Here is a 21,193-nt window from a genome sequence, read left to right as displayed (position 1 = left end):
TTAAATCATAAGATACAGCCACCTTCCGGATGGCTTTTTTTATGGAAAACAGCTTGATATGCTGAAACCCTAATCAGCTGGACTGTACCAATTTTGTTATAATTCCCCTAAAAACCGCTTTCTATAAGTTATTGTGGCAGATGGCCTTATTGACCTGTTGAAATCAGGATAGAGCAGGATGCTTTAGTTTTAGGGGTTTGATATATTTGGGTAAAGAGCGTTTCAAATAAGTTTGCAATTATAAACCGATCATGCAGGTTCACCTTTCGCCCAGGTTGCCCGAATGGCTATGATTCTTATTTTCTTTTGTTGCGTTTTCGCTGTTTTTTCTTTTTGGGAAAGGGAGGCTTCCTTTTCTGCCAGCCAAAGAGATGAACCAGCAATGCTGTGAGTAATCGGAATGGCGCAAGGCCTGGAGTAGCAATTATAAACGAAATCAACATATTAAACCACAATGATTAAAACCAATAAAGCACATTTGTACTTGTTTTCTTTATTTCTCCTGTTCGCAACGGGGGCTTGTAAGCAGCAAGAGAAAGAGGAAGTAAAGGATGAAAATCCGAAAACAAAGAAGATCGTATTGCCTGAGGGCTTTGCCGTCGATCATCTCTACAGTCCTTCTGATGATAAAAAGGGATCGTGGGTGTCTATGACCTTCGATGATAAAGGTAGAATGATTACCTCCGATCAGTTTGGCGGCTTGTTCCGTGTGGAACTACCTCCCCTGGGTTCCGATTCTACGGTAAAACCTAAAATTGAAGCTATTGATTTACCGATTGAAGGCCGCGACCCGGCGGATACTACTAAAAAGGTAGGTATGGGCTTTGCACAAGGCCTATTATGGGCGTATAACAGCTTGTACGTGATGGTGAATCACAAGGCGAATGATGAGTTTGCCAAGAGCTCCGGGTTATACCGCTTGCAGGATACCAATGGCGATGATAAGCTAGATAAAGTGACGCAGCTGATGGCCTTGGATGGCTCCGGCGAGCATGGCCCACACAGTATTGTTCTTGGCCCTGATTCAGCGATCTATATTGTTGCTGGAAACTTTACAGAAGTGCCTAAAATGGATACCTACCGTATTCAACCGAATAACAATGTGGATAACCTGATTCCTTTAATCCTGGATACCCATGGCCATGACTCCGATTCGCATAATCATGGGGGCTGGATAGCCAAGACAGATGCCGAAGGAAAATCATGGGAGCTTATTGCTGCCGGTTTCCGCAACTGCTTCGATATCGCCTTCAATAACGATAATGAACTCTTTACCTATGACTCTGACATGGAGTGGGATTTCGGGATGCCTTGGTATAGACCTACGCGCATTATCCACGTGACCAGTGGCGGCGAGTATGGCTGGCGTAAAGGGGATACCAAAATGGATGCCCGCTATCTGGATAACCTACCTGCTGTTTTAAATATCGGTCAGGGTTCTCCAACGAACTTTATCAATCCGTCTCAGGCTAAATTCCCAGAGAAATATAAAAATAGCCTTTTAGCATTCGACTGGAGCTTCGGAATTATTTATGCTGTTAGCTTAACGCCGGATGGTGCTACCTATAAAGCGAAAGCAGAAGAGTTTATCTCTGGATCGCCACTTCCCTTAACCGATGGAGCAATCGGTCCGGATGGTGCCTTATATTTCTTGACAGGAGGTCGTAAATTAGAGTCTGATTTATACCGGGTCTATTATAAAGACCATGCTAAAGTAAAAGCCGAAGCGAAGAAGAACGACTTGCCAGAAGCACATAAAATTCGTCGTGAAATCGAGCAATACCACCGTGCTTCCGCACCTGGAACTGCAGAGAAAGTATGGGAATACTTGGGTCATGAAGATCGTCATATTCGCTATGCAGCACGCTTAGCGCTGGAACATCAGCCTTTCGACTCCTGGAAGAACTTGGTATTCCAAGAGAGAAATGTCGTGCGTTTAACGGAGGCTATGGTTGCTGTGGCGCATGTAGCCGATTCTACCTTGCAGCCGCAGATCTTAAATAAACTAGCAACGATTCCTGTTGAGAAATTAACACCACGCATGTTGGAGAACTTGCTTCGTGTGTATGAGCTTGTATTCTTCCGCATGGGTAAACCTGATGCCGCTGTCAATGCCGCCATCGCCCAACGCTTGGAGCCGCTTTACCCGGCGAAAACCAACAGCTTAAATCGGGAATTGTCGAAAGTATTACTCTTCTTGGATAGCGAACCTGCGGTACAGAAATCTTTAGCGCTATTGAAAAATGCTAAAGATGATACAACCGAGTCGATATTTATGAGTTCTTCGGATTTAATCCTTCGTAACCCGCAATACGGCTTAGATATCGCGAATATGTTGGCCAGCATTCCTCCTGCACAGCAAATCTTCTTAGCGACAACCTTAAGTGGCGCAAGTAAAGGATGGACGCCGGAATTGCATGAAGAATATTTCAAATGGTATTATAATGCCTTCAGCTTTAAAGGTGGCAATAGCTTTGTCGGCTTTATCGACAATGCGCGGAAGATGGCCTTAAAGCATGTGCCGAAAGATCAGTTGGTGCATTATGGTAAAATCTCCGGGGATTCCTTATTAAATGAAAAAGGAAATCGAATTGCTTCGAAGGTTACTCCTCCAAAAGGTCCGGGACGTAAATGGGAAATTGATTCTGCCTTAAAGGTAGTGGAAGAGAATAGTGGTGTTCGCGACTTTAAACGTGGCCGTGAGCTGTTTATCGCCGTAAAATGTGAATCCTGCCACACCATGAAAGGCGAGGGTGGATCCTTCGGGCCAGACTTAACCCAATTAGGAACACGCTTTTCTAAACGTGATATGTTGGAAGCGATTATAGAGCCTAGTAAAGTAATCTCCGATCAGTATGAATCAAAGGTATTCAACTTGAAAGATGGCACCTCAATTCTAGGACGCTTGATGAGCGAGGATGAGAAGAAGTACGTTATTTCACAGAATCCTTATGCGCCGCAGATTACCAAAGATATCTTGAAGAAAGACGTGAAGAATATGAACCGTGCGGAAGTATCGATTATGCCTCCAGGAACTTTAAATGTCATGAGTCCGGATGAACTGAAAGATATTATTGCCTACCTGATGTCGGGAGGTAATGAAAATGCTGATATCTATAAAAAGAAATAAGACGCGTGAATTACGAAAATAAAGATTGGTTAGACAAGGTTTCGAATGTAGCTCAGGTTGGAGGCATTGAAACATCCGTTCTTGATAATGGATTGGGACGAGGCACGCGCATTGCCTGGGTCAATACCGGTGCAGGACTCCGTTTCAAAGTAGTCCTCGACCGTGCTATGGATATTGCCGAAGCCTCGTTTAACCAATATAATTTGAGCTGGATTAGCGGCATTGGCGTCACGCCTCCACAACCGTTCTCCGATAAAGGGGTAGATTGGTTGCGGACATTCGGCGGCGGAATGCTAGTCACTTGTGGACTATCCCACGTGGGAGGCCCCGAAGAAGATGAATTCGGAAAGCGTGGCCTGCATGACCAGATCAGCAACATCCCGGCAGAAATTATCCAGATAAAACAACCTGATATCCTCCGTGGCGATCGGGAGATGTTTATCACAGGCATCATCAAACAAGGCCACCCGCTAGGTGCAAATATCGAATTGAAACGCAGCATACGTTGCACCTTAGGTGATCCGACCATCCACATCATTGATGAAGTAACGAATGTCGGAAATATTGATACTCCCCATATGATATTATATCACTTCAACTTTGGGTGGCCTTTAATTGATGCCGGCACAGAATTACTGTGGAATGGAAGCTGGACAGCCCGCGAGCAGGGCGATGGCAATAAAATATTTAAAGAGGGAAATACGTTTAAAACTTGTCAGGCCCCGCGAGATGATCATCGCGGAACCGGAGAGGAAGCCGCATTTATTGATATTGACCACGATGAAGACTTCAAAAGTCGCTGTGCGATTTACAATAAGCAAATTGGCTTGGCCTTAGCCATGGAGTTTGATAAACGCGAATTGCCTTGGCTTACCAATTGGCAGCACTGGGGATTCGGAGAATATGTCACTGGCCTGGAGCCCGGCACTAATCCCCCGGTGGGTCAGCGTAAGCTCCGCGAATCCGGTGAGCTGCTATTCTTGAAGCCTAAGGAGTCTAAAACCTATACCTTAAGCATCCGACTCAGCGATAAGCCGGATGATATTCAAAAACTAATTAGAACATTTAATCAATAAAAACATAAACCGATGGGAAATATTGAAAAAGCTTTCGAGCAAGGAAAGGGAGTATTAAGGTTAGCACCGAACTGGGTGCCACGATCATTCTGTGTACCGGGTCGCCGTATCAAGCTGCATCCGGATGATTATTATGTATTGGGTGGTGAACGTGGAGGTATTGACGAACGTTGGTTTTCCTCGACAACACCCGCCAAGAATGGCCCCTTAACCGGTGAGTTTGAAGGATTAAGTTTTGTGGTCTATGAGGAGAATGGCAAGACCGAGCAAATATTGCTTAGCGACTGTGTCAACGAATTAAAAGGCCGTTTAATCGGTAATCGCTTATGGGATGAGTACCAAAGCTGGCCGATGTATTCCAAGTTTTTCGATAATATGGGGCCTCTGCCACATCATATTCACCATAACGATGAGAAAGCCGCATTAATCGGCCAACAGGGAAAACCAGAAGCCTATTACTTTCCACCGCAGTTGAACAACCACGGTGGTGATTTCCCGTATACCTTTATGGGTATTGCACCGGGCACAAGCAAGGAACAAATTAAAGAATGCCTGGAGAATTTCTCTAAAGGCGATAATAAAATCACCAACTTCTCGCAAGCCTACCGCTTAGAGCCGGGCACCGGATGGGATGTCCCTCCAGGCCTGTTGCATGCGCCGGGCAGTATGTGTACTTACGAGCCGCAAAAAGCATCTGATGTATTCGCCATGTACCAGTCATTGGTGAATGAGGCGATTATCGATGAGGAGTTATTGTGGAAGGGCATACCTGAGGATCAACGTGGTAATTACGATGGTTTAATGGATATCATTGACTGGGACTTGAACGTAGATCCCAACATGATGCAGAACCGTTTTATGGCACCAATCCCGGTGAAGGATGAAGCCGAAATGGAGCAAGAAGGATATATCGAGAAATGGATATGCTATAAATCTACGGCCTTCTCAGCGAAGGAATTAACTGTTCTTCCCGGACAGAAAGTGTTGATCAAAGATGCTGCAGCCTACGGCTTGATTATGATGCAGGGCTATGGAAAACTAAACGACTGGACCATTGAAACACCAGCATTGATTCGTTATGGCCAATTGACCTTTGATGAATACTTTGTTTCCGAAGAAGCTGCCCAACGTGGGGTGTGGATTGAAAACCACTCGCAAACGGACCCTATTGTGATGTTGAAGCACTTCGGTCCTGATAACCCAGATTTAACGGTACAGTCTTAATTTTTGACCCTAAAAAACGAATGTTATGAGCAAGCACACTTTTCCAAAATTACACAATGCAACATGGCCAGGGATTGTTGGCAAAGGCGATCATGAGCCTATTATCTCTTTGGATGAATTACTCGAGAAAACAGCAGCAGCAAATGTCAATGGTGTTAAGTTCGATGGGGTAGACCTAGGGCTTTTTGATCCGCATGTTAAGTTAGATACGTCCGACGACCATATCTCTTGGGTAGTCGATAAAATAGGAGGCTATGGCCTTGAAATAGGAACGCTTGTTGCACCAATATGGCCACCAGATGGAGGCTCCGCCATGGGCTCGCAAGCAGATCGCGACCGCTTTGTAGATGTCGTAAAACGTGCCGCAGAATTCGGCTACAAATTACGCAAGCAGGGCATCCGCACTAACAATGTTATCCGTATAGACTCGGCCTCAGGCGTAGAAGATTGGAGCAAGAACCCTTTAGAAAACACAAAACTCATTGCCGATACCTTTCGCAGAGCCTGCGATGCCGCGGCGGAATATGGCGAGCGCCTGGCAGCAGAAGGAGAAATCTGCTGGGGTGGCATGCAAAGCTGGCGTAAAATGCTAGACACCCTGGAAATGGTCGATCGGGAAAATATCGGATTTCAAGCCGATATGTCGCATACCTTCCTCTATCTTTTAGGCTACAACAGCCCGGAAGATCGCATCTTGAAAGCCGACTTCGAATGGAGCGACCGCGAAGAATTAGAACGCGGCTTGCAGTTCCTAACCTCCCAATTGCGTCCATGGACCATTGATTTCCATGTGGCACAAAATGACGGTACGGTATTCGGCTCAGGCTCCCACGATAAAACAGGACGTCACTGCTTACCAACCGACCCGAATGGCAAACTCGATATCGTTAAAGATGCAGGATACTGGCTACGTGATGAGCAAGGCAAGCTAACCAAAGCCTTCAACCACATCTGTTGGGATGGCTGTATGTTCCCTAATGAGGTGATGCATAAGCAAGAAACCTGGAACTCGATTTTAGAGACATTGATCAAAGTACGCGATCAGCATGGCTGGTCCGAGTAAACCTATAAACGCATAAATCATGAGTAAAAAAGAGTTAAGAATTGGATTAATAGGCTGTGGATTCATGGGAAGAACCCACTCCAATGGATATAAACGTGTGCCGAACTTCTTTCCTGACCTGGAATACACCCCGGTTTTGAAAGCCGTATGCTCGCGCAGCGAAGATAAAGTAAAAGCCTTTGCCGAACAATGGGGATACGAATCCTATGAAACAGATTGGCGTAAGCTATTGGAGCGTGATGATATTGATGCGGTCGACATCTGTACGCCAAACAATATGCACCATGAAATCGCCGTGGCTGCTGCCAAGGCAGGGAAGATGGTGCTTTGCGAAAAGCCCCTTTCCAGAACCCTAGCCGAAGGAAAAGAAATGGTGGATGCCGTAGAAGCCAGTCAGGTCAAGAATACCGTATGGTATAACTACCGTCGCTTACCAGCTGTAACCTTGGCCAAGCAAATTGTAGACTCCGGTAAACTAGGGAAAATCTTCCACTACCGCACCAACTTCCTGCAAGATTGGACCATCAATGAAAACCTTCCGCAGGGCGGGCGCGCCTTCTGGCGCATGGATGCCGAGGCTGCAGGCTCTGGGGTAACCGGCGACTTGCTTGCGCATTGTATCGATTTGGCCATGTGGTTAAATGGAGGCATTAAAGACGTTTCTTCCGTTACTGAAATCTTCGTAAAACAACGTATGCACGAGGAAACAGGCAAGATGGAAGAGGTGAAAATCGACGATGCCTGTATTTTCCATTGCCACTTTGACAATGGATCCTTAGGCTTATTCGAATCTACCCGTTATGCGCGTGGCCATAAAGCCCTGTTCACCTTTGAAATCAACGGCGAGAAAGGCTCCCTACGTTGGGATCTACACGATTTAAACCGCTTGGAATTCTTCGATAATGCCGATGAGTCTATCGTGAAAGGCTGGCGTTCCATCCATGTAACCGATGGCGATCAACCTTATATGAATAAATGGTGGGTGCCAGGCTTGTCTGTAGGCTACGAGCATTCCTTTATCCATCAGGTAGCCGATTTCTTAAGTAGCGTAGAGAAAGGAGAGGAGTGTCATCCTACCTTCCGCGATGCTTACGAAACCCAAAAGGTATGTGAGGCGGTGATTGCTTCAGCGAAAAATAGACGCTGGGAAGATACCGATGTAGCATGGAAAAACAACAAGATCTAACCCAAGCAGCAATGAAAAACATAAAAACAATAGCCATTAGCGGTCTTTTCCTGGGCACCTTGGTGCTAGCGCAGGCTTGCAATGGCACAGCCGGCAATAAGGATGCTGCGGCAAATGATAGTACCGCACAAGCGGAAAGCGATCAAAACTTTGTCGATATGCTCGATGGTAAAACTCTTTCCGGATGGGAAGGCGATACGACCTTCTGGCGTGTGGAAAACGGGATTCTCATCGGCGAAATCGCCGCAGATAAGGAACCTTTAAAGAACAATACCTTCTTGATATGGCAGGGTGGCGAACCTAGCGACTTCATCATGACGGCGAAGTTTAGAATCTCCGACAAAGGAAACTCCGGAATCAATTACCGTAGCGAGCGCTTTACGGAATTGCCATTTGCCTTGAAAGGCTATCAAGCCGATATTGATGGCAAGAAAAACTATACCGGTCAGAATTATGAAGAGCGCAAGCGCACGACCTTAGCCTACCGCGGACAACGCGCCGAGGTGGCTGAAATTAAAGAAGGTGTTACTGCAGAAGCCAAAGGCAATGCCTGGACCAATAGAAATGTATTGGATACCATCGATAACTTAGAAACCTTGAAAAACACCATTAAAGAAAACGATTGGAATGATATCGAAATCGTGGCGCAGGGCAATAAGCTATCCCATTTTGTCAATGGTAAACTGATGTCTGAAGTCATTGATAATGATTCTAAAAACAGAGCAGATAAGGGCTTAATTGGTGTTCAAGTGCATGTTGGTCCACCGATGAAGGTCGAGTACAAAGATATGCGTATCAAAATCCAAAAGTAGGTTTGGAATTAAGAAAGGGATTTGCTAATATTGGATAAACCTGAACAATGAAAACGACTGAGAAAGTAATGGAAGCCTTATTTCAACGGCTTTCCATGGAAGAAATAACCTATTTAAACCAAAGTGCCCAACAAATTGAAGAAGATTATAAGAAGCACTTCGTCCGGATATTTTCCACCCTCAACCGTCGTTTATCCTTTGCAAATCGTGAATCCTTAATCAGCTTACCTGCTACCGATAGCGCGAAGTTGTTGATAGTCAACTGGACCGTTTTGAAGCTGGCCCGCGTATGGTTACTGGGCTTACTTCACGACGAGAAGGAAGCCTATCAACAATTTATTGATAAGCTCTTTGAATATGCAGATATGCAAGAGCTGGAAGCCTTGTATGCTGCCTTACCCTTGCTGGATTACCCAGAGCTATGGGTAGAACGCTGCAAAGAAGGTATCCGTAATAATATCGGCACCGTCCAGCAGGCGGTTATCGAGCATAACACCTTTTCCAGTAGTCAACTGGAAGAAGAAGCGTGGAATCAAATGATCCTGAAGGCCTTCTTCACCGGGAAAAACATTTTAAACATTCATGGATTATTTGAGCGCAATAACCCTGCATTAGCAGCGGCTATTGTCGATTATATCTATGAACGGGATTCTGCCAAGCGCGACATCCATCCCATGTTATGGGTGCTGGCTAAAGAAGCACTGCCCGAACGTGCCCTTGGCATCTTGGAGGAGCGCTATGCCGCAGAGCAAGACCCCCACAATAAAAGCCTGTTGTTGCAGGCGCTGGCCACAAATAAGAACCAGCTAAGTCAACCATTTATGCAGTTACATGCATCCGAATTCGATCAAATTTCTCCAATAGCAGAAGTATTGGAAGCATATAAAAAGTAAAGCCTATGTGTACTGAAATGAATAGAGATTTATCCACTATGGGTAAACCTATACCGTTGGAATTGGACGTGATTAAGGGGATGAAATTTGTCGATCCGCATATCCATATGGTCTCCAGAACGACCGACGATTACCAAGCCTTGTTTGATGCAGGCGTCTTATTGGTCATCGAACCAGCCTTCTGGGTCGGGCAACCGCGTACCGGCTTGGATACCTTTAAAGATTATTACAGCAGTTTAATTGGCTGGGAGCGATTTAGAGCCTCGCAATTTGGCATCCGCCATTTTTGTACCATAGGCCTCAACTCCCGGGAAGCAAATAACGAACCCTTGGCCGAGCAGGTGATGGAGCTCTTGCCTCATTTCATCTATAAGGAAGGCGTGTTAGGGATTGGTGAAATTGGCTTCGACGATCAAACCGCCGCAGAAGAAAAATACTACCGGGCGCAATTAGAACTTGCCAAAGAAGCCAATGTGCCGGTACAAGTGCATACGCCACACCGCGATAAAACGCGCGGAACCATCCGCAGTATGGAAATCGCCTTAGAGCATGGCCTCGATCCGCAAATGGTCATCATTGATCATAATTCCGAGGAAACCGTAAAGGATGTCCTCGACCGAGGATTCTGGGCTGGATTTACCATCTACCCTTTCACCAAAATGGGAAATGAACGCATGGTAGATATCGTGAAAACCTATGGCCCCGAGAAGATTATGGTGAATTCAGCCGCCGACTGGGGCATTAGCGATCCGCTTGCTGTGCCAAAGACGGCAGCCTTAATGTTGCAAAAAGGAATAGCCCGGGAAAGTGTAGAAATGGTGACCTATAGCAATGCTATTGAGGCGTTCGCCGTAAGCAATCATATCGACCTAGCTAGTTTAAATGATACCCTACAGGCAGACCCTTCCGCAAAGTTTGAAGGCAATACCATTCTGCGTGGCGGACAACAACCACGATTAAACAAAGGATCTATTATTATTTCTTAAAAGGTTTCGTGCTATGAAGGGGTGGATGCAGTTGATAAGACCTTCGAATGTATTAACAGCAATTAGTGATGTCATGGCCGGCTTGGCCATCGCCTGCTTATTTATGCAGCAGAGTTTGCCCGATTGGCCTACCTTGTTGCTTTTAAGCCTGTCGAGTATGTCGCTGTACATGGGAGGTATTGTCTACAACGATGTTTTTGATTTTAAGCTAGACCAAATTGAACGCCCGGAACGACCTATTCCCTCCGGCAGGGTTCAAATAAGTCAGGCCGTTCAATTAGGAACCATTGCTTTCGTGCTGGGCTGTGTACTCGCCTTGAAAATTAATTCAACCTGTTTTTATATTGCGCTGGCCATTGTTTTAATGTGTTTAATCTACAATGGCATCGCCAAGCATCATTTTATCCTAGGCCCCATTTGTATGGGTATGTGCCGGGGGCTTAATCTATTGTTAGGGGTAGCAGCTATTCCTGCAGCCTTAGCCTATTGGCCACTGGCCTTGGTGCCGGTTGTCTATATCGCCGCGGTCACCAATATTTCCCGAGGCGAGGTCTATGGCGATAATAAAAAAGCCATGCTCGTTTCTTTAGTCCTTTACCTGTTGGTGTTGGGCACTTTATCGTATTATACGCTGCAAAGCGGTTTGTATGTAGCTTTTATTTTTATTGCGGGCTTTGCTTTTATGATCGGCAAACCCCTCTTCAAGGCATTGCAAACCCTGGCACCGCCCGACATTCGGAAGGCTGTTAAGTTTGGCGTATTGGCATTGATTCTTATGAACGCTAGTTGGATAGCCCTGAGTGGCTTTTGGGTCTTAGCATTGGCCGTATGCTGCACCCTACCTATCTCCATTGTATTAGCGAAAAAATTTGCGGTCACCTAATTTTATATGTTTATGGAACGTGTGTTAAAACAAGGCTTTTCGATTGATTATTCCTATAACATTTATTTTACGGAAGATCTATTCTCTCCGCAGAATACGTTACTGCGCGATTTCTTCAAGCAGAAAAGAAATCCTGATTTCAAGCAAAAGATACTCTTCGTCATTGACGATGCGGTTTGGGAAAAACATCCTGAACTGGGCTTTAAATTAAATGTTTACATCAAGGAGCTGGAAGATGTTAAGCTTGTCGGCCCACCCTTGATCTTAAAAGGTGGGGAGGTTTGTAAGAACGATCCCCAAGCCTTAGATGCCATCATCGAAGCCATCGATCAGTATGGCGTCGATAGGCATTCCTATGTCATTGCCATCGGTGGTGGAGCAATCCTCGATTTGGTGGGCTATGCCGCTGCCATTGCGCACCGCGGTATTCGCCATATCCGCATTCCAACGACGGTACTCTCGCAGAACGACTCCGGCGTAGGGGTTAAGAACTCGGTGAATTATAAGGGGAAAAAGAACTTCCTCGGCACCTTTACGCCGGCGGTTGCCGTGTTCAACGACTACCAATTCTTAGCAACCCTCGACAAACGGTCCTGGCTGGCCGGTATATCTGAGGCCATTAAAGTTGCCTTGATTAAAGACCTCGACTTTTACCAATGGATTATTGACCATGCCGAGCAATTGCCGAAGCGGGATGCCGCAGCCATGAAGGAACTCATCTTCCGCTGTGCCGATTTACACCTCGAACATATCCGCAATGGCGATCCCTTTGAGCTGGGATCCTCCAGGCCCTTGGACTTCGGCCATTGGAGTGCCCATAAATTAGAGCAGCTGAGCAATTTCCAGGTGCTGCACGGTGAGGCCGTCGCCATAGGCATTGCCATTGATGTGGTGTATTCTTACCTCTTGGGGAATTTACAAGAACAGGAAGCCCTGTCTGTGGTTCACCTTATTCATCAATTAGGATTGCCTGTTTATCATGAGCTCTTATCCACGGTAGAAGGAAAGCAAAAACTTATACAGGGCTTGGTTGAATTTCAAGAGCATCTAGGTGGTCGATTAACCGTAGTTCTGCTGGAACACTTGGGCAAAGGAAAAGATTTCCATCAGATTGATGCCGAACTGGTGTTACAGGCCATCGATTTTTTAAGTGAATTTCAAGCAGCATATAACCGATTAGATGAAGTTAGCTAATACGCATATATCCTATTGCACCAATATTCATCCCGGGCAAGACTGGCATGCGCATTTTGAAGAACTCAAGCGTCATGTGCCGCAAATAAAAGCGGCCGTTTCGCCGGATGCCCCCTTCGGATTAGGCCTTCGCCTTTCCGCAGAAGCTGCCGCCGACCTGCAACGCCCGGAAGTGTTGTTAGAGTTTCAGCATTGGCTGCAGGAGCAGCACTGCTACGTGTTTACCATGAATGGCTTTCCTTTCGGCGATTTCCACGAAAAACGCGTGAAAGATATGGTGCACTTCCCGGATTGGACCAGCAAGCGCAGGAAAGACTATACCCTAAACTTATTTGATATCCTCGCCAACCTGATTCCTGAGGGCGCAGAGGCCGGCATATCCACCTCACCCTTAAGCTATCGCTTTTGGTTTGATGAAGGTACCACGGAATGGCAGGACATGCGCCATGCCTGTACCCAGCAACTTATTGAAGTGGCAGCCTTTCTGCAACAAAAGGAAGGGCAAACCGGAAAGTACATGCATCTGGATATCGAACCGGAACCTGATGGCGTCCTCGAAAACCTCGATGAGTTCTTACACTGGTATCAGCAGGAGCTCCTGCCACAAGCCTACAGCTTCTTTGGGGAAAAGGGGATAGGAGAGGCAGAAACACAGAACATCATCAAACGCTACATCTGCCTATGTTACGATGTATGCCATTTCGCCCTGGCCTATGCCGACCATCCCCAAGCCATGCAGGCCTTGGAGCAAGCCGGCATAAAGATCGGGAAGTTCCAAATTAGCTCGGCCTTAAAGGTCAGCCTGACAGATGATCCGATAGACCGGAGCAACAAGGAAAAGCTGCTGGAGGAATTTGATGAACCCATTTACCTCCATCAGGTGATTGCCCGAAACAAGGCTAACCAATTGATTAAATACCGCGATTTGATGGATGCATTGCCGGATATCGCCAACCCAGATCATGTCGAATGGCGCAGTCATTTCCACGTGCCTATATTCTTGGCTGAATATGGCGAGATATCCTCTACGCAAGATGATATTCTGGCGGTGTTGGCCCTGCATAAGGCCCAGCCACGTACGGCGCATGTGGAAGTAGAAACCTATACTTGGGGCGTATTGCCCAAAGCCTTGCAGATTCCCATTCAGGAATCAATAGCACGCGAATTAAACTGGTTAATAAACGAATTAAATAAAAAGCATGAATAGAGTAGCTGTTATCGATGTCGTTGGCTTATCAACGTCTGTTATTGGAAAATATACCCCTTTTATTCAGGAGTTTATCCAGCGGAATTCCTTAACCGCCATCAAGCCTCCATTCCCCGCTTTAACCACCTCCTCCCAATCGACCTATTTAACCGGAACAACGCCCAGTACCCACGGTATTGTGGCCAATGGCTGGTTTGATCATGGCGATTCGGAGATTAAATTCTGGAAGCAGTCCAATAAACTGGTGCTCGCCGAAAGTATATGGACAAGCGCCAAAAAAAGAAACCCCGATTTTACCTGTGCCCAACTCTTCTGGTGGTACAATATGTATAATGGGGCCGATTTTACGGTCACCCCACGGCCTAATTACTTAGCCGATGGACGTAAAATGCCCGATTGCTATGCGCATCCTGCGTCCCTGCGTGATGAATTGACGGCCAAGTTTGGGAAGTTTCCCCTGTTTAATTTCTGGGGCCCTAATGCCAATATAGTGTCTTCTAAATGGATAGCCAATGCGGCCATGTATGTGGAAGAAACACAGCAACCCACCTTGAACCTGATTTACCTGCCACACCTGGACTATTGCCTACAGAAGTTTGGCCCCGATCAGGAAGCCATCAAAACAGAATTGCAACAAATCGATGCCCTCCTGAAAGAACTGGTCGAGTTTTTTGAAGCCCGCCAAATTGAAGTTGTCCTGCTCTCCGAGTATGGAATTGGCCCCGTAAATCAACCGATTCATGTCAATAGAATCTTGCGTAAGGAGGGACTGCTTGCAATCCGTGAAGAACGCGGACTGGAACTACTCGATGCTGCCGCATCCCAGGCCTTTGCGGTCTCCGATCACCAGATTGCCCATGTGTATTGCCAAGATGCGCAAACCACCGCGAAAGTAAAACAGCGACTAAGCCAGGTAGATGGCATTGATCAGGTGTTGGATAAGGAAGAACAGCAAGCCTATGGCATCAATCACGAGCGCTCTGGCGATCTGGTGCTCCTGGCTAAACCCCAAGCCTGGTTTACCTATTATTTCTGGGAAGACGACAGGAAGGCGCCGGATTATGCACGCATGGTCGATATCCATAAAAAACCCGGATACGACCCGGTTGAGATGTTTATGACCTCCAAATCACGGGCCATAGCAAAACTACTATTGAAAAAAATAGGTTTCCGAGCCATCTTAGATATTACACCTTTGGATGCCAACCTGGTCAAGGGATCACACGGCATCGTGGATGTAGATCCGGCGTATTATCCGGTGTGGATCAGTAAGGATCAATTCGCTGAACCCTTGGCACCAACAGCAATTAAGGACTTGCTATTGCGCAAAGTTTTTGGCGAATAATTTCGCAGAAATGCTTAATTTAATAGTATCCACACACACATAACTATGAATGCAAATCAATTTCCGCCATCCAATGATGCGCAAAATGTAACCGATTATCCCAATAATAACACCTTCTTTTTGGTGTGGACATTGAAACAGAATGCCCCTGTTGCCGATTTGAAAAAAGGGTTTCAGCGCCTTTGTGCTTTGGTTATCAACCTGAATAATTCTTCCCTAGATCGTTTTCCAAATGCCAAAGCAAGCTGCGTATTAGGGATTGGGCATGATGCCTGGAAACTGCTGGAATTACCGGAACCCTTGCCGAAAGAGTTGCACAACTTTGAAGCCATTGCTGGCGATAAACATACCGCAGTGGCTACCGGCGGCGATTTTCACCTCCATATCCGTGCCGATGAGAAAAGCCTGGCCTATGATATGGCGACAGTCTTATCCGACCACTTAACGAGCATGGCCGACTGCATCGTGGAAGTGCAGGGCTTTCGCTACTGGGACAGCCGTTCCATTCTAGGATTTGTCGACGGTACGGAGAATCCGCATGGCGATGACCGGAATTATTTTGCGATTATCGATGAACAAGACCCTGCCTATCGGGGTGGGAGCTATGTGTTCGTGCAGAAATACATCCATGATTTAAAGGCCTGGAAAGCGCTGCCCCTGGAGGAACAGGAGAAGGTATTTGGCAGGTCGAAAGCACAGGATGTCGAAATGCCCGATGAAGTAAAGCCTAGCAATTCGCACAGTGCCTTGGCCAATGTAGGCGACGATAAGAAGGTGGTGCGCGATAATATGCCATTTGGAAGTGTTAGCTCCAATGAAATGGGAACTTACTTTATTTGTTACAGCAGCAACTTCAGCACCGTAAAAACCATGCTAACTCATATGTTTATCGGTAATCCCACAGGCAACTACGATCGCCTGCTCGATTTTAGTGTGGCCAAGACGGGTGCTCTATTCTTTGCGCCTCCTCTGTCCATGCTCAGTGATTTTTCCGGCTAGCCTGCATATAGGCAGCTGTCTTTCCATGATTTTCTGACTATCCGTTTCAATAATAAAGTATTTTATTTATATTAGAATGCATCAAAAAGATAACCTAACTCGTACTATAGCCGCTCCCATGACAAGTAAAGTAACCGATTTTCTAAAAACCATACAGATCAGTGACTTTTCTGCAACGCCGAAATACCAACAATTGGCGAGCGCTATTATTGAGGCCGTAAAAAATGGAACCCTGGAAAAGGATGATATGCTGCCCTCTATTAACGAGTTAAGTGTCTATGTCGATATTTCCAGAGATACCGTGGAAAAGGCCTATAAGTTTCTGAAAAACTCAGGTGTTATTGCTTCCATTCCCGGAAAAGGGTATTATGTGGCCACGGCCGATGTCAAACAGCGCCAAAAGATTGCCCTGTTGCTGAATAAACTCTCAGCCCATAAAAAGATTGTATACGACTCCTTTGCCAAAGAACTGGCCGATGAAGCCGCCCTCGACCTTTTTGTCTACAACAGCGATATCACTTACCTGCGTACCTTATTAGGCAATCTCACCAAGACCTACGATTATTACGTCTTGTTTCCGCATTTTAAAGAGGGGAGAGACCAGGCTTCTGAGATTATTAACAAGTATATCCCCTGCGAAAAACTCGTGCTCCTAGGCAAGTATATCGATGATATTCAAGGTGATTTTGCTGCGGTCTATGAAAATTACGAAAAAGACATCTACACAGCCTTGGAGGAAGCCCTGCCGGCACTCAGTAAATACGATACCATTAAACTCATCTTCCCTGATAATAGCGATTACCCAAAATCCATTATTAAAGGATTCTATAAGTTTGCCCAGCAATATGCCTTTAACCATATTCTGGTTAGTGAGCTCGACAAGGAAAAAATATCCGTCGGCACCTGTTATATCAACATCGCCGAAGATGATCTGGTGAAGCTACTCGATAAAATCATCAGTAAGAAATTACAGATCGGTAAAGATGTAGGCGTTATTTCCTACAATGAAACCCCACTCAAAAAATTTATCCTCAACGGCATTACAACGATCTCCACAGATTTCGAGATGATGGGCAAAATGGCTGCTGAATTGATTGCTAAAAAATCAAAAGACCATGTGGAGGTGCCTTTCTACCTGAAGCAAAGACCTTCTATTTAGGGGGGACATCTTTTTTTTAATCTTTTTTAATCGTGCTGTCATCGTGAGCGGAGTCGAACGACTGGTACGTCAGTGCAATCAACTATGCGTAACTTGCTTATTAATATTTTACAAAAACATGTTATTGACAACTACCTTCACTAAGTAAACAGCTATTAATAAGTGTTTTAGGTATTGCTGCTTGCACTGACGTACCAGTCGTTCGTGGTTCGACTCCGCTCACCATGACAAAATGATGACAAATCGATGACAGCATGCTCACGATGACAGCACGATGAAAAAAAGACGTTAAAACCACACCTTAAACAAATTGTATTACCTTTGTCAACTTAAATGGTAACTATAAGTTAGTGCTATACTTTTTCCCTTATAGCGTAAGCTTAGCCCCACACAAAGGAATATGAATATTAAAAAGGTATTCTTTCAAAATAAGAATAGTAAACCCCTTTATTATCTGAAAGCGGAGTTGCGTCGTTTATTTGCAGCGCATGTGCCGACGCGCAGGAAGCACTTGTTAAAACAGCTGGCGCAATATAACCTAGACGATATCATGAGCCGGGTTCATTATTATAATCAGCTGCAGGAGCATCGCCCCTTGTTAGACTCACCGGTTCGTATTTCGGAAAATGTGCGTCCTGCCCGTTTGAAAGTTTACTATTACGATAGCCAGGAATACCTTCGTTATTTTGATGGGCACTTGCAGTTTCAATTAATTCCGGGAGATGTGACTACCATTCCGCATTCGCCGAGTTTGGTGAAAAGTAGACCTATTGCCGGGGATATTGCAAATGCCGTTTTGCTAAATCTAGATAAGGTGCGGCATTTTAACTTTATTCAAGATGATATTCCTTTTGCGGCGAAGAAAGATATGCTAATTGGTCGTGCGGCCGTTCAGCAGGAGCATAGACGCCGCTTTTACGAGCTTTATTTCCATCATCCATTATGCGATCTGGGCGATATTATGAAGGACAGCCCATGGCTGAAGCCGAAGATTTCCATCGCCGAACACCTCAACTATAAATTTATTCTGGCGATTGAAGGGAATGATGTGGCGACCAATTTAAAATGGATTATGTCTTCAAACTCCATCGCCGTGATGCCCGAGCCTACCTATGAAACCTGGTATATGGAAGGGCGTTTACAGCCAGATGTACATTATATTTCCATTCGGAAAGACTATGCCGATTTAGAAGAAAAATTAGCCTATTATATGGCTCATCCGGAAAAAGCGCAGGAAATTATCGATCAGGCGAATGCTTATACCCGACAATTTAGGGATCAAACCAAAGAAGACCTGATTTCCGTATTGGTATTGGAGAAGTACTTCGAATATACCAATAATTAGGCTTCCACGGATTCCGTTTCAAACTTCTCCCCGGAAAATCGCGTCACCAGCATGGCCGCTACGGTATCTCCCGTTGCATTTAATACCGTGGCTAAAGGATCTACCAAGGCGCCGATAATCAAAATGGAAGGCACTGCCTCATTCGGGATGCCGTAAATGGATATCATCAGCATTTCACCAATAAAGCCACCATTGGGAATACCTCCGGCCACCATCGATACCAAAACGGTAATACCGACCGCCGTAATCAAGGTGCTAGGTTCAAAGAAATCCCAGTTTAAGATGGAGAAAGCGACGTAAATCTTTAGGATAGAAGAAATGGCCGATCCATTTTTATAGAGGGTATTGCCTAAAGGGATAACAATGCTGGCAATATTATGCGGGATACCGATGCGTTTAGCCGCCAATAGATTTGCTGGCAGAGTCGCCAAGCTAGAACAGGTGCTTAATGCCGTTAAGGAAGGCGCGATATTATGTTTCCAGTAGGAGGAAACTCCATGGCTGCCCTTCGCTAAGAAGGCATACACACTAAATATAATGATGAAAAAGATGAGGCCAAAGGCGTAGTAGAAGCCTAAGGGCTTCGCATAGAAGCCAAACAGTTCAGGGCCTAATGTTTTTACCTGAAAGGCAAAATAGGCACCCAAACCTACAGGTCCGGCTTTCATAATTAAGGTCAATAGGTTTTCCATCACCTTATTTCCGGCATTGAGGAACTGCGTGAATTGCCGTCCCATTTCTCCTGAACGACGCGTAGCGACACCCACCAATAAGGAGAAAATAACAAAGGCCAGGATGCTTTTTCGGGAAAGAAGATTTCCGAATTCATCCACAGAAAGAAAACGAACAATACGATCGCCCCAGCTGTCCTCCGGATTGCTAGGAAGCGCATCCACTAGTGCATTGCTATCTTGAATGGCCGTAACAGGGAAGGCCCAAAGCCCTAATATGGTGCAGATGGCTGCAATAACGATGGTCGCAATAAAAACAATCGTCATCACCGAAATGGTTTTTCCCAGGGTTTTGCTGTCTTCAATATTCGCGATGGAAGAGGAGATGGCAAAAAACAAAAGTGGAATTACTGAAACAAATAGCAGGTTCAGGAATATATCACCAACGGGTTTCAAGACGGCAACTGCGTTGGGGTAAAAAATCCCAATGAGGCTACCTACGCTGATCCCAACCAGTAGCCAGATGATGCTGCCATAATTTTGTAGAACCTTGTTCATTTAATTTTCTTTGAGAAAGGCTAAAATACTTGTTTTTATTTTAGATTTGCCAAAAATAAAGCATGGAATTTGTAAAAACAGGCGACGGCTCTAAAACCTTGTATCATGAAGCGGTAGGCGAGCACTACCATTCCAAACATGGTGCCCATCAGGAAAGCATACATGTGTTTCTGAAGAGTGGCTTATGTTTTTTCTTGGAAAAGGAACAGCAAGCCGAAGCTTCCATTTTGGAAATAGGTTTTGGAACGGGATTAAACTTCTTACTGACGGCAGATTATTGCCAGCGGGAAGGGATGGGCTTGACCTACACCGGTATCGAAGCCTATCCACTTGCTTTGCCCCTCCTGGCAGAATCTGGCTATGATGCCTATGTGGATGCCACAACCTGGAACGCCTTTTTGGCGAATTACGAAAAGGCGCTAACGCAGCAGCAAGGGTTAGGCGAGCAGCTGTCCTTGGAGATTGCCCATCAGAAATTGATGGACTTTCAAACCGATCAGCAATTCGATGTGATTTATTTTGACGCCTTTGCCGAGATCCACCAACCCGAGATGTGGACGACCGAAGCCTTGGCGCATGTTTGTCAGTTTTTAAAACCCGGCGGTGTCTTTGTGACCTATGCCATTACCGGAAATTTAAAAAGAAGCATGAAGTCTATTGGCTTCAGCATTGAGAAGGCTCCAGGCGCTCCTGGAAAGCGAGAAATGCTACGTGCTATAAAATTAGGCTAAATCATCCCCTTTGTTTTTTATTTTCACGACCTTTTTTCTGGCCTTGCTCAGCCCTTGGCAAAGGGGTTTGAAAGGGGAGTGAAAGGGGTGAGAAAGGGATCTATAAAGGGAGAGAGGAGAAGCAAGTCGGTAAAAGATCGGGCGAAATTTCCGCCAACATCGGCCATAAAAAAAGCATCGAAATACCTTTTCGATGCTTTTTTTATAATTTTTAAATTTTCTTAGTGACCTTCGTTTCCGTCGATTCCATGTGCATGTCCATGCGACAATTCCTCTTCAGTAGCCGGGCGAGTAGCTAAAACTTCGATATCAAAGTTTAATTTCTTACCTGCCATCGGGTGGTTTAAATCGGCAACAACAGTTTCCGGTGTTACTTCAATAACAACCGCACGGAATTGATTGCCTTGGTTATCTTGCAAAGGAATCACTTCACCTACTGGAGGAAGACCGATTTCTTTGAACATGTCGCCAGGTAATTGTGCGATAGCTTTATCGTCACGCTCGCCATAAGCGTCATTTGCTTCTAATTCGAAAGAGGTTTTATCACCTGCGTTTAAGCCAGCGATGTTTTCTTCGAATTTAGGAAGCATCATCCCTACACCATATAAAAATGTTAACGGATTATCCGATGTTGTTTGCTCTACAAAGGTTTTTTCGCCATTTTCTTCGATTGTATGAAGAACGTAATTCAATGTAACTACATTGTTGTTTTCTATTGCCATTGTACTTGT

General features: G+C 45.4%; 18 protein-coding genes. 16 read left to right on the top strand and 2 right to left on the bottom strand.

Annotation, left to right across the window (positions count from 1 at the left end):
• Nucleotides 1–454 precede the first annotated feature (454 nt).
• The 15 genes from GQF63_RS09650 (at nt 455) to GQF63_RS09580 (ending at nt 18,502) form a co-directional block, all read left to right on the top strand.
• Entirely contained in the window at nt 455–3,130 is a 2,676-nt protein-coding gene (locus GQF63_RS09650) for a c-type cytochrome (RefSeq protein WP_160369023.1), read from the top strand.
• Between the two features lie 5 nt (nt 3,131–3,135).
• Nucleotides 3,136–4,206, top strand: a complete 1,071-nt coding sequence (locus tag GQF63_RS09645) for a DUF4432 family protein (RefSeq protein WP_160369022.1) — start codon at nt 3,136–3,138, stop codon at nt 4,204–4,206.
• A 12-nt stretch (nt 4,207–4,218) separates the two neighbouring features.
• Nucleotides 4,219–5,430, top strand: a complete 1,212-nt coding sequence (locus GQF63_RS09640) for a cupin domain-containing protein (RefSeq protein WP_160369021.1) — start codon at nt 4,219–4,221, stop codon at nt 5,428–5,430.
• Nucleotides 5,431–5,455: 25 nt separating this feature from the next.
• Entirely contained in the window at nt 5,456–6,493 is a 1,038-nt protein-coding gene (locus tag GQF63_RS09635; protein WP_160369020.1) for a sugar phosphate isomerase/epimerase family protein, read from the top strand.
• 19 nt (nt 6,494–6,512) lie between these two features.
• A complete protein-coding gene (locus GQF63_RS09630) occupies nt 6,513–7,679 on the top strand; it encodes a Gfo/Idh/MocA family protein (protein ID WP_212592527.1) in 1,167 nt (388 codons plus the stop codon).
• A complete protein-coding gene (locus GQF63_RS09625) occupies nt 7,658–8,491 on the top strand; it encodes a 3-keto-disaccharide hydrolase (protein WP_246163449.1) in 834 nt (277 codons plus the stop codon). Before GQF63_RS09630 ends, GQF63_RS09625 begins: the two co-directional genes overlap by 22 nt.
• A 47-nt stretch (nt 8,492–8,538) precedes the next feature.
• On the top strand, nt 8,539–9,384 hold the full coding sequence (locus GQF63_RS09620) for an EboA domain-containing protein (protein ID WP_160369019.1): 846 nt from the start codon (nt 8,539–8,541) through the stop codon (nt 9,382–9,384).
• A gap of 17 nt (nt 9,385–9,401) precedes the next feature.
• Nucleotides 9,402–10,370: a TatD family hydrolase gene (locus GQF63_RS09615; protein ID WP_246163447.1), complete on the top strand. Its 969-nt coding sequence runs from the start codon at nt 9,402–9,404 to the stop codon at nt 10,368–10,370.
• Nucleotides 10,371–10,383: 13 nt separating this feature from the next.
• Nucleotides 10,384–11,253, top strand: a complete 870-nt coding sequence (gene eboC / locus GQF63_RS09610; protein WP_212592526.1) for a UbiA-like protein EboC — start codon at nt 10,384–10,386, stop codon at nt 11,251–11,253.
• 12 nt (nt 11,254–11,265) lie between these two features.
• Nucleotides 11,266–12,447 carry a 3-dehydroquinate synthase gene (locus GQF63_RS09605; protein WP_160369189.1) on the top strand — a complete coding sequence of 394 codons (1,182 nt, stop codon included), beginning with the start codon at nt 11,266–11,268 and terminating at the stop codon, nt 12,445–12,447.
• Complete coding sequence (eboE, locus tag GQF63_RS09600; protein WP_160369016.1) at nt 12,434–13,654, top strand: metabolite traffic protein EboE; 1,221 nt, start codon at nt 12,434–12,436, stop codon at nt 13,652–13,654. The genes GQF63_RS09605 and eboE overlap by 14 nt, the downstream gene beginning before the upstream one ends.
• On the top strand, nt 13,647–14,999 hold the full coding sequence (locus GQF63_RS09595; RefSeq protein WP_160369015.1) for an alkaline phosphatase family protein: 1,353 nt from the start codon (nt 13,647–13,649) through the stop codon (nt 14,997–14,999). The genes eboE and GQF63_RS09595 overlap by 8 nt, the downstream gene beginning before the upstream one ends.
• A 45-nt stretch (nt 15,000–15,044) precedes the next feature.
• Complete coding sequence (locus tag GQF63_RS09590; protein WP_160369014.1) at nt 15,045–15,998, top strand: Dyp-type peroxidase; 954 nt, start codon at nt 15,045–15,047, stop codon at nt 15,996–15,998.
• 118 nt (nt 15,999–16,116) lie between these two features.
• Complete coding sequence (locus GQF63_RS09585) at nt 16,117–17,157, top strand: GntR family transcriptional regulator (protein ID WP_160369013.1); 1,041 nt, start codon at nt 16,117–16,119, stop codon at nt 17,155–17,157.
• A gap of 400 nt (nt 17,158–17,557) precedes the next feature.
• A complete protein-coding gene (locus tag GQF63_RS09580) occupies nt 17,558–18,502 on the top strand; it encodes a glycosyl transferase family 90 (RefSeq protein WP_160369012.1) in 945 nt (314 codons plus the stop codon).
• Here the strand turns inward: GQF63_RS09580 and GQF63_RS09575 are convergent.
• On the bottom strand, nt 18,499–19,731 hold the full coding sequence (locus tag GQF63_RS09575; RefSeq protein WP_160369011.1) for a dicarboxylate/amino acid:cation symporter: 1,233 nt from the start codon (nt 19,729–19,731) through the stop codon (nt 18,499–18,501). The two genes, GQF63_RS09580 and GQF63_RS09575, sit on opposite strands and share 4 nt — an antisense overlap.
• A gap of 62 nt (nt 19,732–19,793) precedes the next feature.
• Here GQF63_RS09575 and mnmC2 point away from each other — a divergent pair, with 62 nt between their 5' ends.
• The gene (gene mnmC2 / locus GQF63_RS09570) at nt 19,794–20,462 is read left to right on the top strand and encodes a tRNA (5-methylaminomethyl-2-thiouridine)(34)-methyltransferase MnmC2 (protein WP_160369010.1); all 669 of its coding nucleotides are present in this window, start codon (nt 19,794–19,796) and stop codon (nt 20,460–20,462) included.
• 221 nt (nt 20,463–20,683) lie between these two features.
• Here the strand turns inward: mnmC2 and GQF63_RS09565 are convergent, their stop codons facing one another.
• Nucleotides 20,684–21,184 carry an FKBP-type peptidyl-prolyl cis-trans isomerase gene (locus tag GQF63_RS09565; protein ID WP_160369009.1) on the bottom strand — a complete coding sequence of 167 codons (501 nt, stop codon included), beginning with the start codon at nt 21,182–21,184 and terminating at the stop codon, nt 20,684–20,686.
• Nucleotides 21,185–21,193 lie beyond the last annotated feature (9 nt).

This window comes from Sphingobacterium humi, assembly GCF_009768885.1.
GTDB classification, from domain to species: domain Bacteria; phylum Bacteroidota; class Bacteroidia; order Sphingobacteriales; family Sphingobacteriaceae; genus Sphingobacterium; species Sphingobacterium humi.
The sequence above is the reverse complement of the archived record's forward strand: the minus strand, read 5'-3'. Positions and strand labels throughout refer to the sequence as shown.

Coding starts and splice junctions, on each gene's coding strand:
- GQF63_RS09650 (WP_160369023.1), top strand. CDS start 455: ATGATTAAAACCAATAAAGCACATTTGTACTTGTTTTCTTTATTTCTC.
- GQF63_RS09590 (WP_160369014.1), top strand. CDS start 15,045: ATGAATGCAAATCAATTTCCGCCATCCAATGATGCGCAAAATGTAACC.
- GQF63_RS09575 (WP_160369011.1), bottom strand. CDS start 19,731: ATGAACAAGGTTCTACAAAATTATGGCAGCATCATCTGGCTACTGGTT.
- GQF63_RS09625 (WP_246163449.1), top strand. CDS start 7,658: ATGGAAAAACAACAAGATCTAACCCAAGCAGCAATGAAAAACATAAAA.
- GQF63_RS09585 (WP_160369013.1), top strand. CDS start 16,117: ATGACAAGTAAAGTAACCGATTTTCTAAAAACCATACAGATCAGTGAC.
- GQF63_RS09565 (WP_160369009.1), bottom strand. CDS start 21,184: ATGGCAATAGAAAACAACAATGTAGTTACATTGAATTACGTTCTTCAT.
- eboE (WP_160369016.1), top strand. CDS start 12,434: ATGAAGTTAGCTAATACGCATATATCCTATTGCACCAATATTCATCCC.
- GQF63_RS09580 (WP_160369012.1), top strand. CDS start 17,558: ATGAATATTAAAAAGGTATTCTTTCAAAATAAGAATAGTAAACCCCTT.
- GQF63_RS09635 (WP_160369020.1), top strand. CDS start 5,456: ATGAGCAAGCACACTTTTCCAAAATTACACAATGCAACATGGCCAGGG.
- GQF63_RS09595 (WP_160369015.1), top strand. CDS start 13,647: ATGAATAGAGTAGCTGTTATCGATGTCGTTGGCTTATCAACGTCTGTT.
- eboC (WP_212592526.1), top strand. CDS start 10,384: ATGAAGGGGTGGATGCAGTTGATAAGACCTTCGAATGTATTAACAGCA.
- mnmC2 (WP_160369010.1), top strand. CDS start 19,794: ATGGAATTTGTAAAAACAGGCGACGGCTCTAAAACCTTGTATCATGAA.
- GQF63_RS09615 (WP_246163447.1), top strand. CDS start 9,402: ATGAATAGAGATTTATCCACTATGGGTAAACCTATACCGTTGGAATTG.
- GQF63_RS09630 (WP_212592527.1), top strand. CDS start 6,513: ATGAGTAAAAAAGAGTTAAGAATTGGATTAATAGGCTGTGGATTCATG.
- GQF63_RS09620 (WP_160369019.1), top strand. CDS start 8,539: ATGAAAACGACTGAGAAAGTAATGGAAGCCTTATTTCAACGGCTTTCC.
- GQF63_RS09640 (WP_160369021.1), top strand. CDS start 4,219: ATGGGAAATATTGAAAAAGCTTTCGAGCAAGGAAAGGGAGTATTAAGG.
- GQF63_RS09605 (WP_160369189.1), top strand. CDS start 11,266: ATGGAACGTGTGTTAAAACAAGGCTTTTCGATTGATTATTCCTATAAC.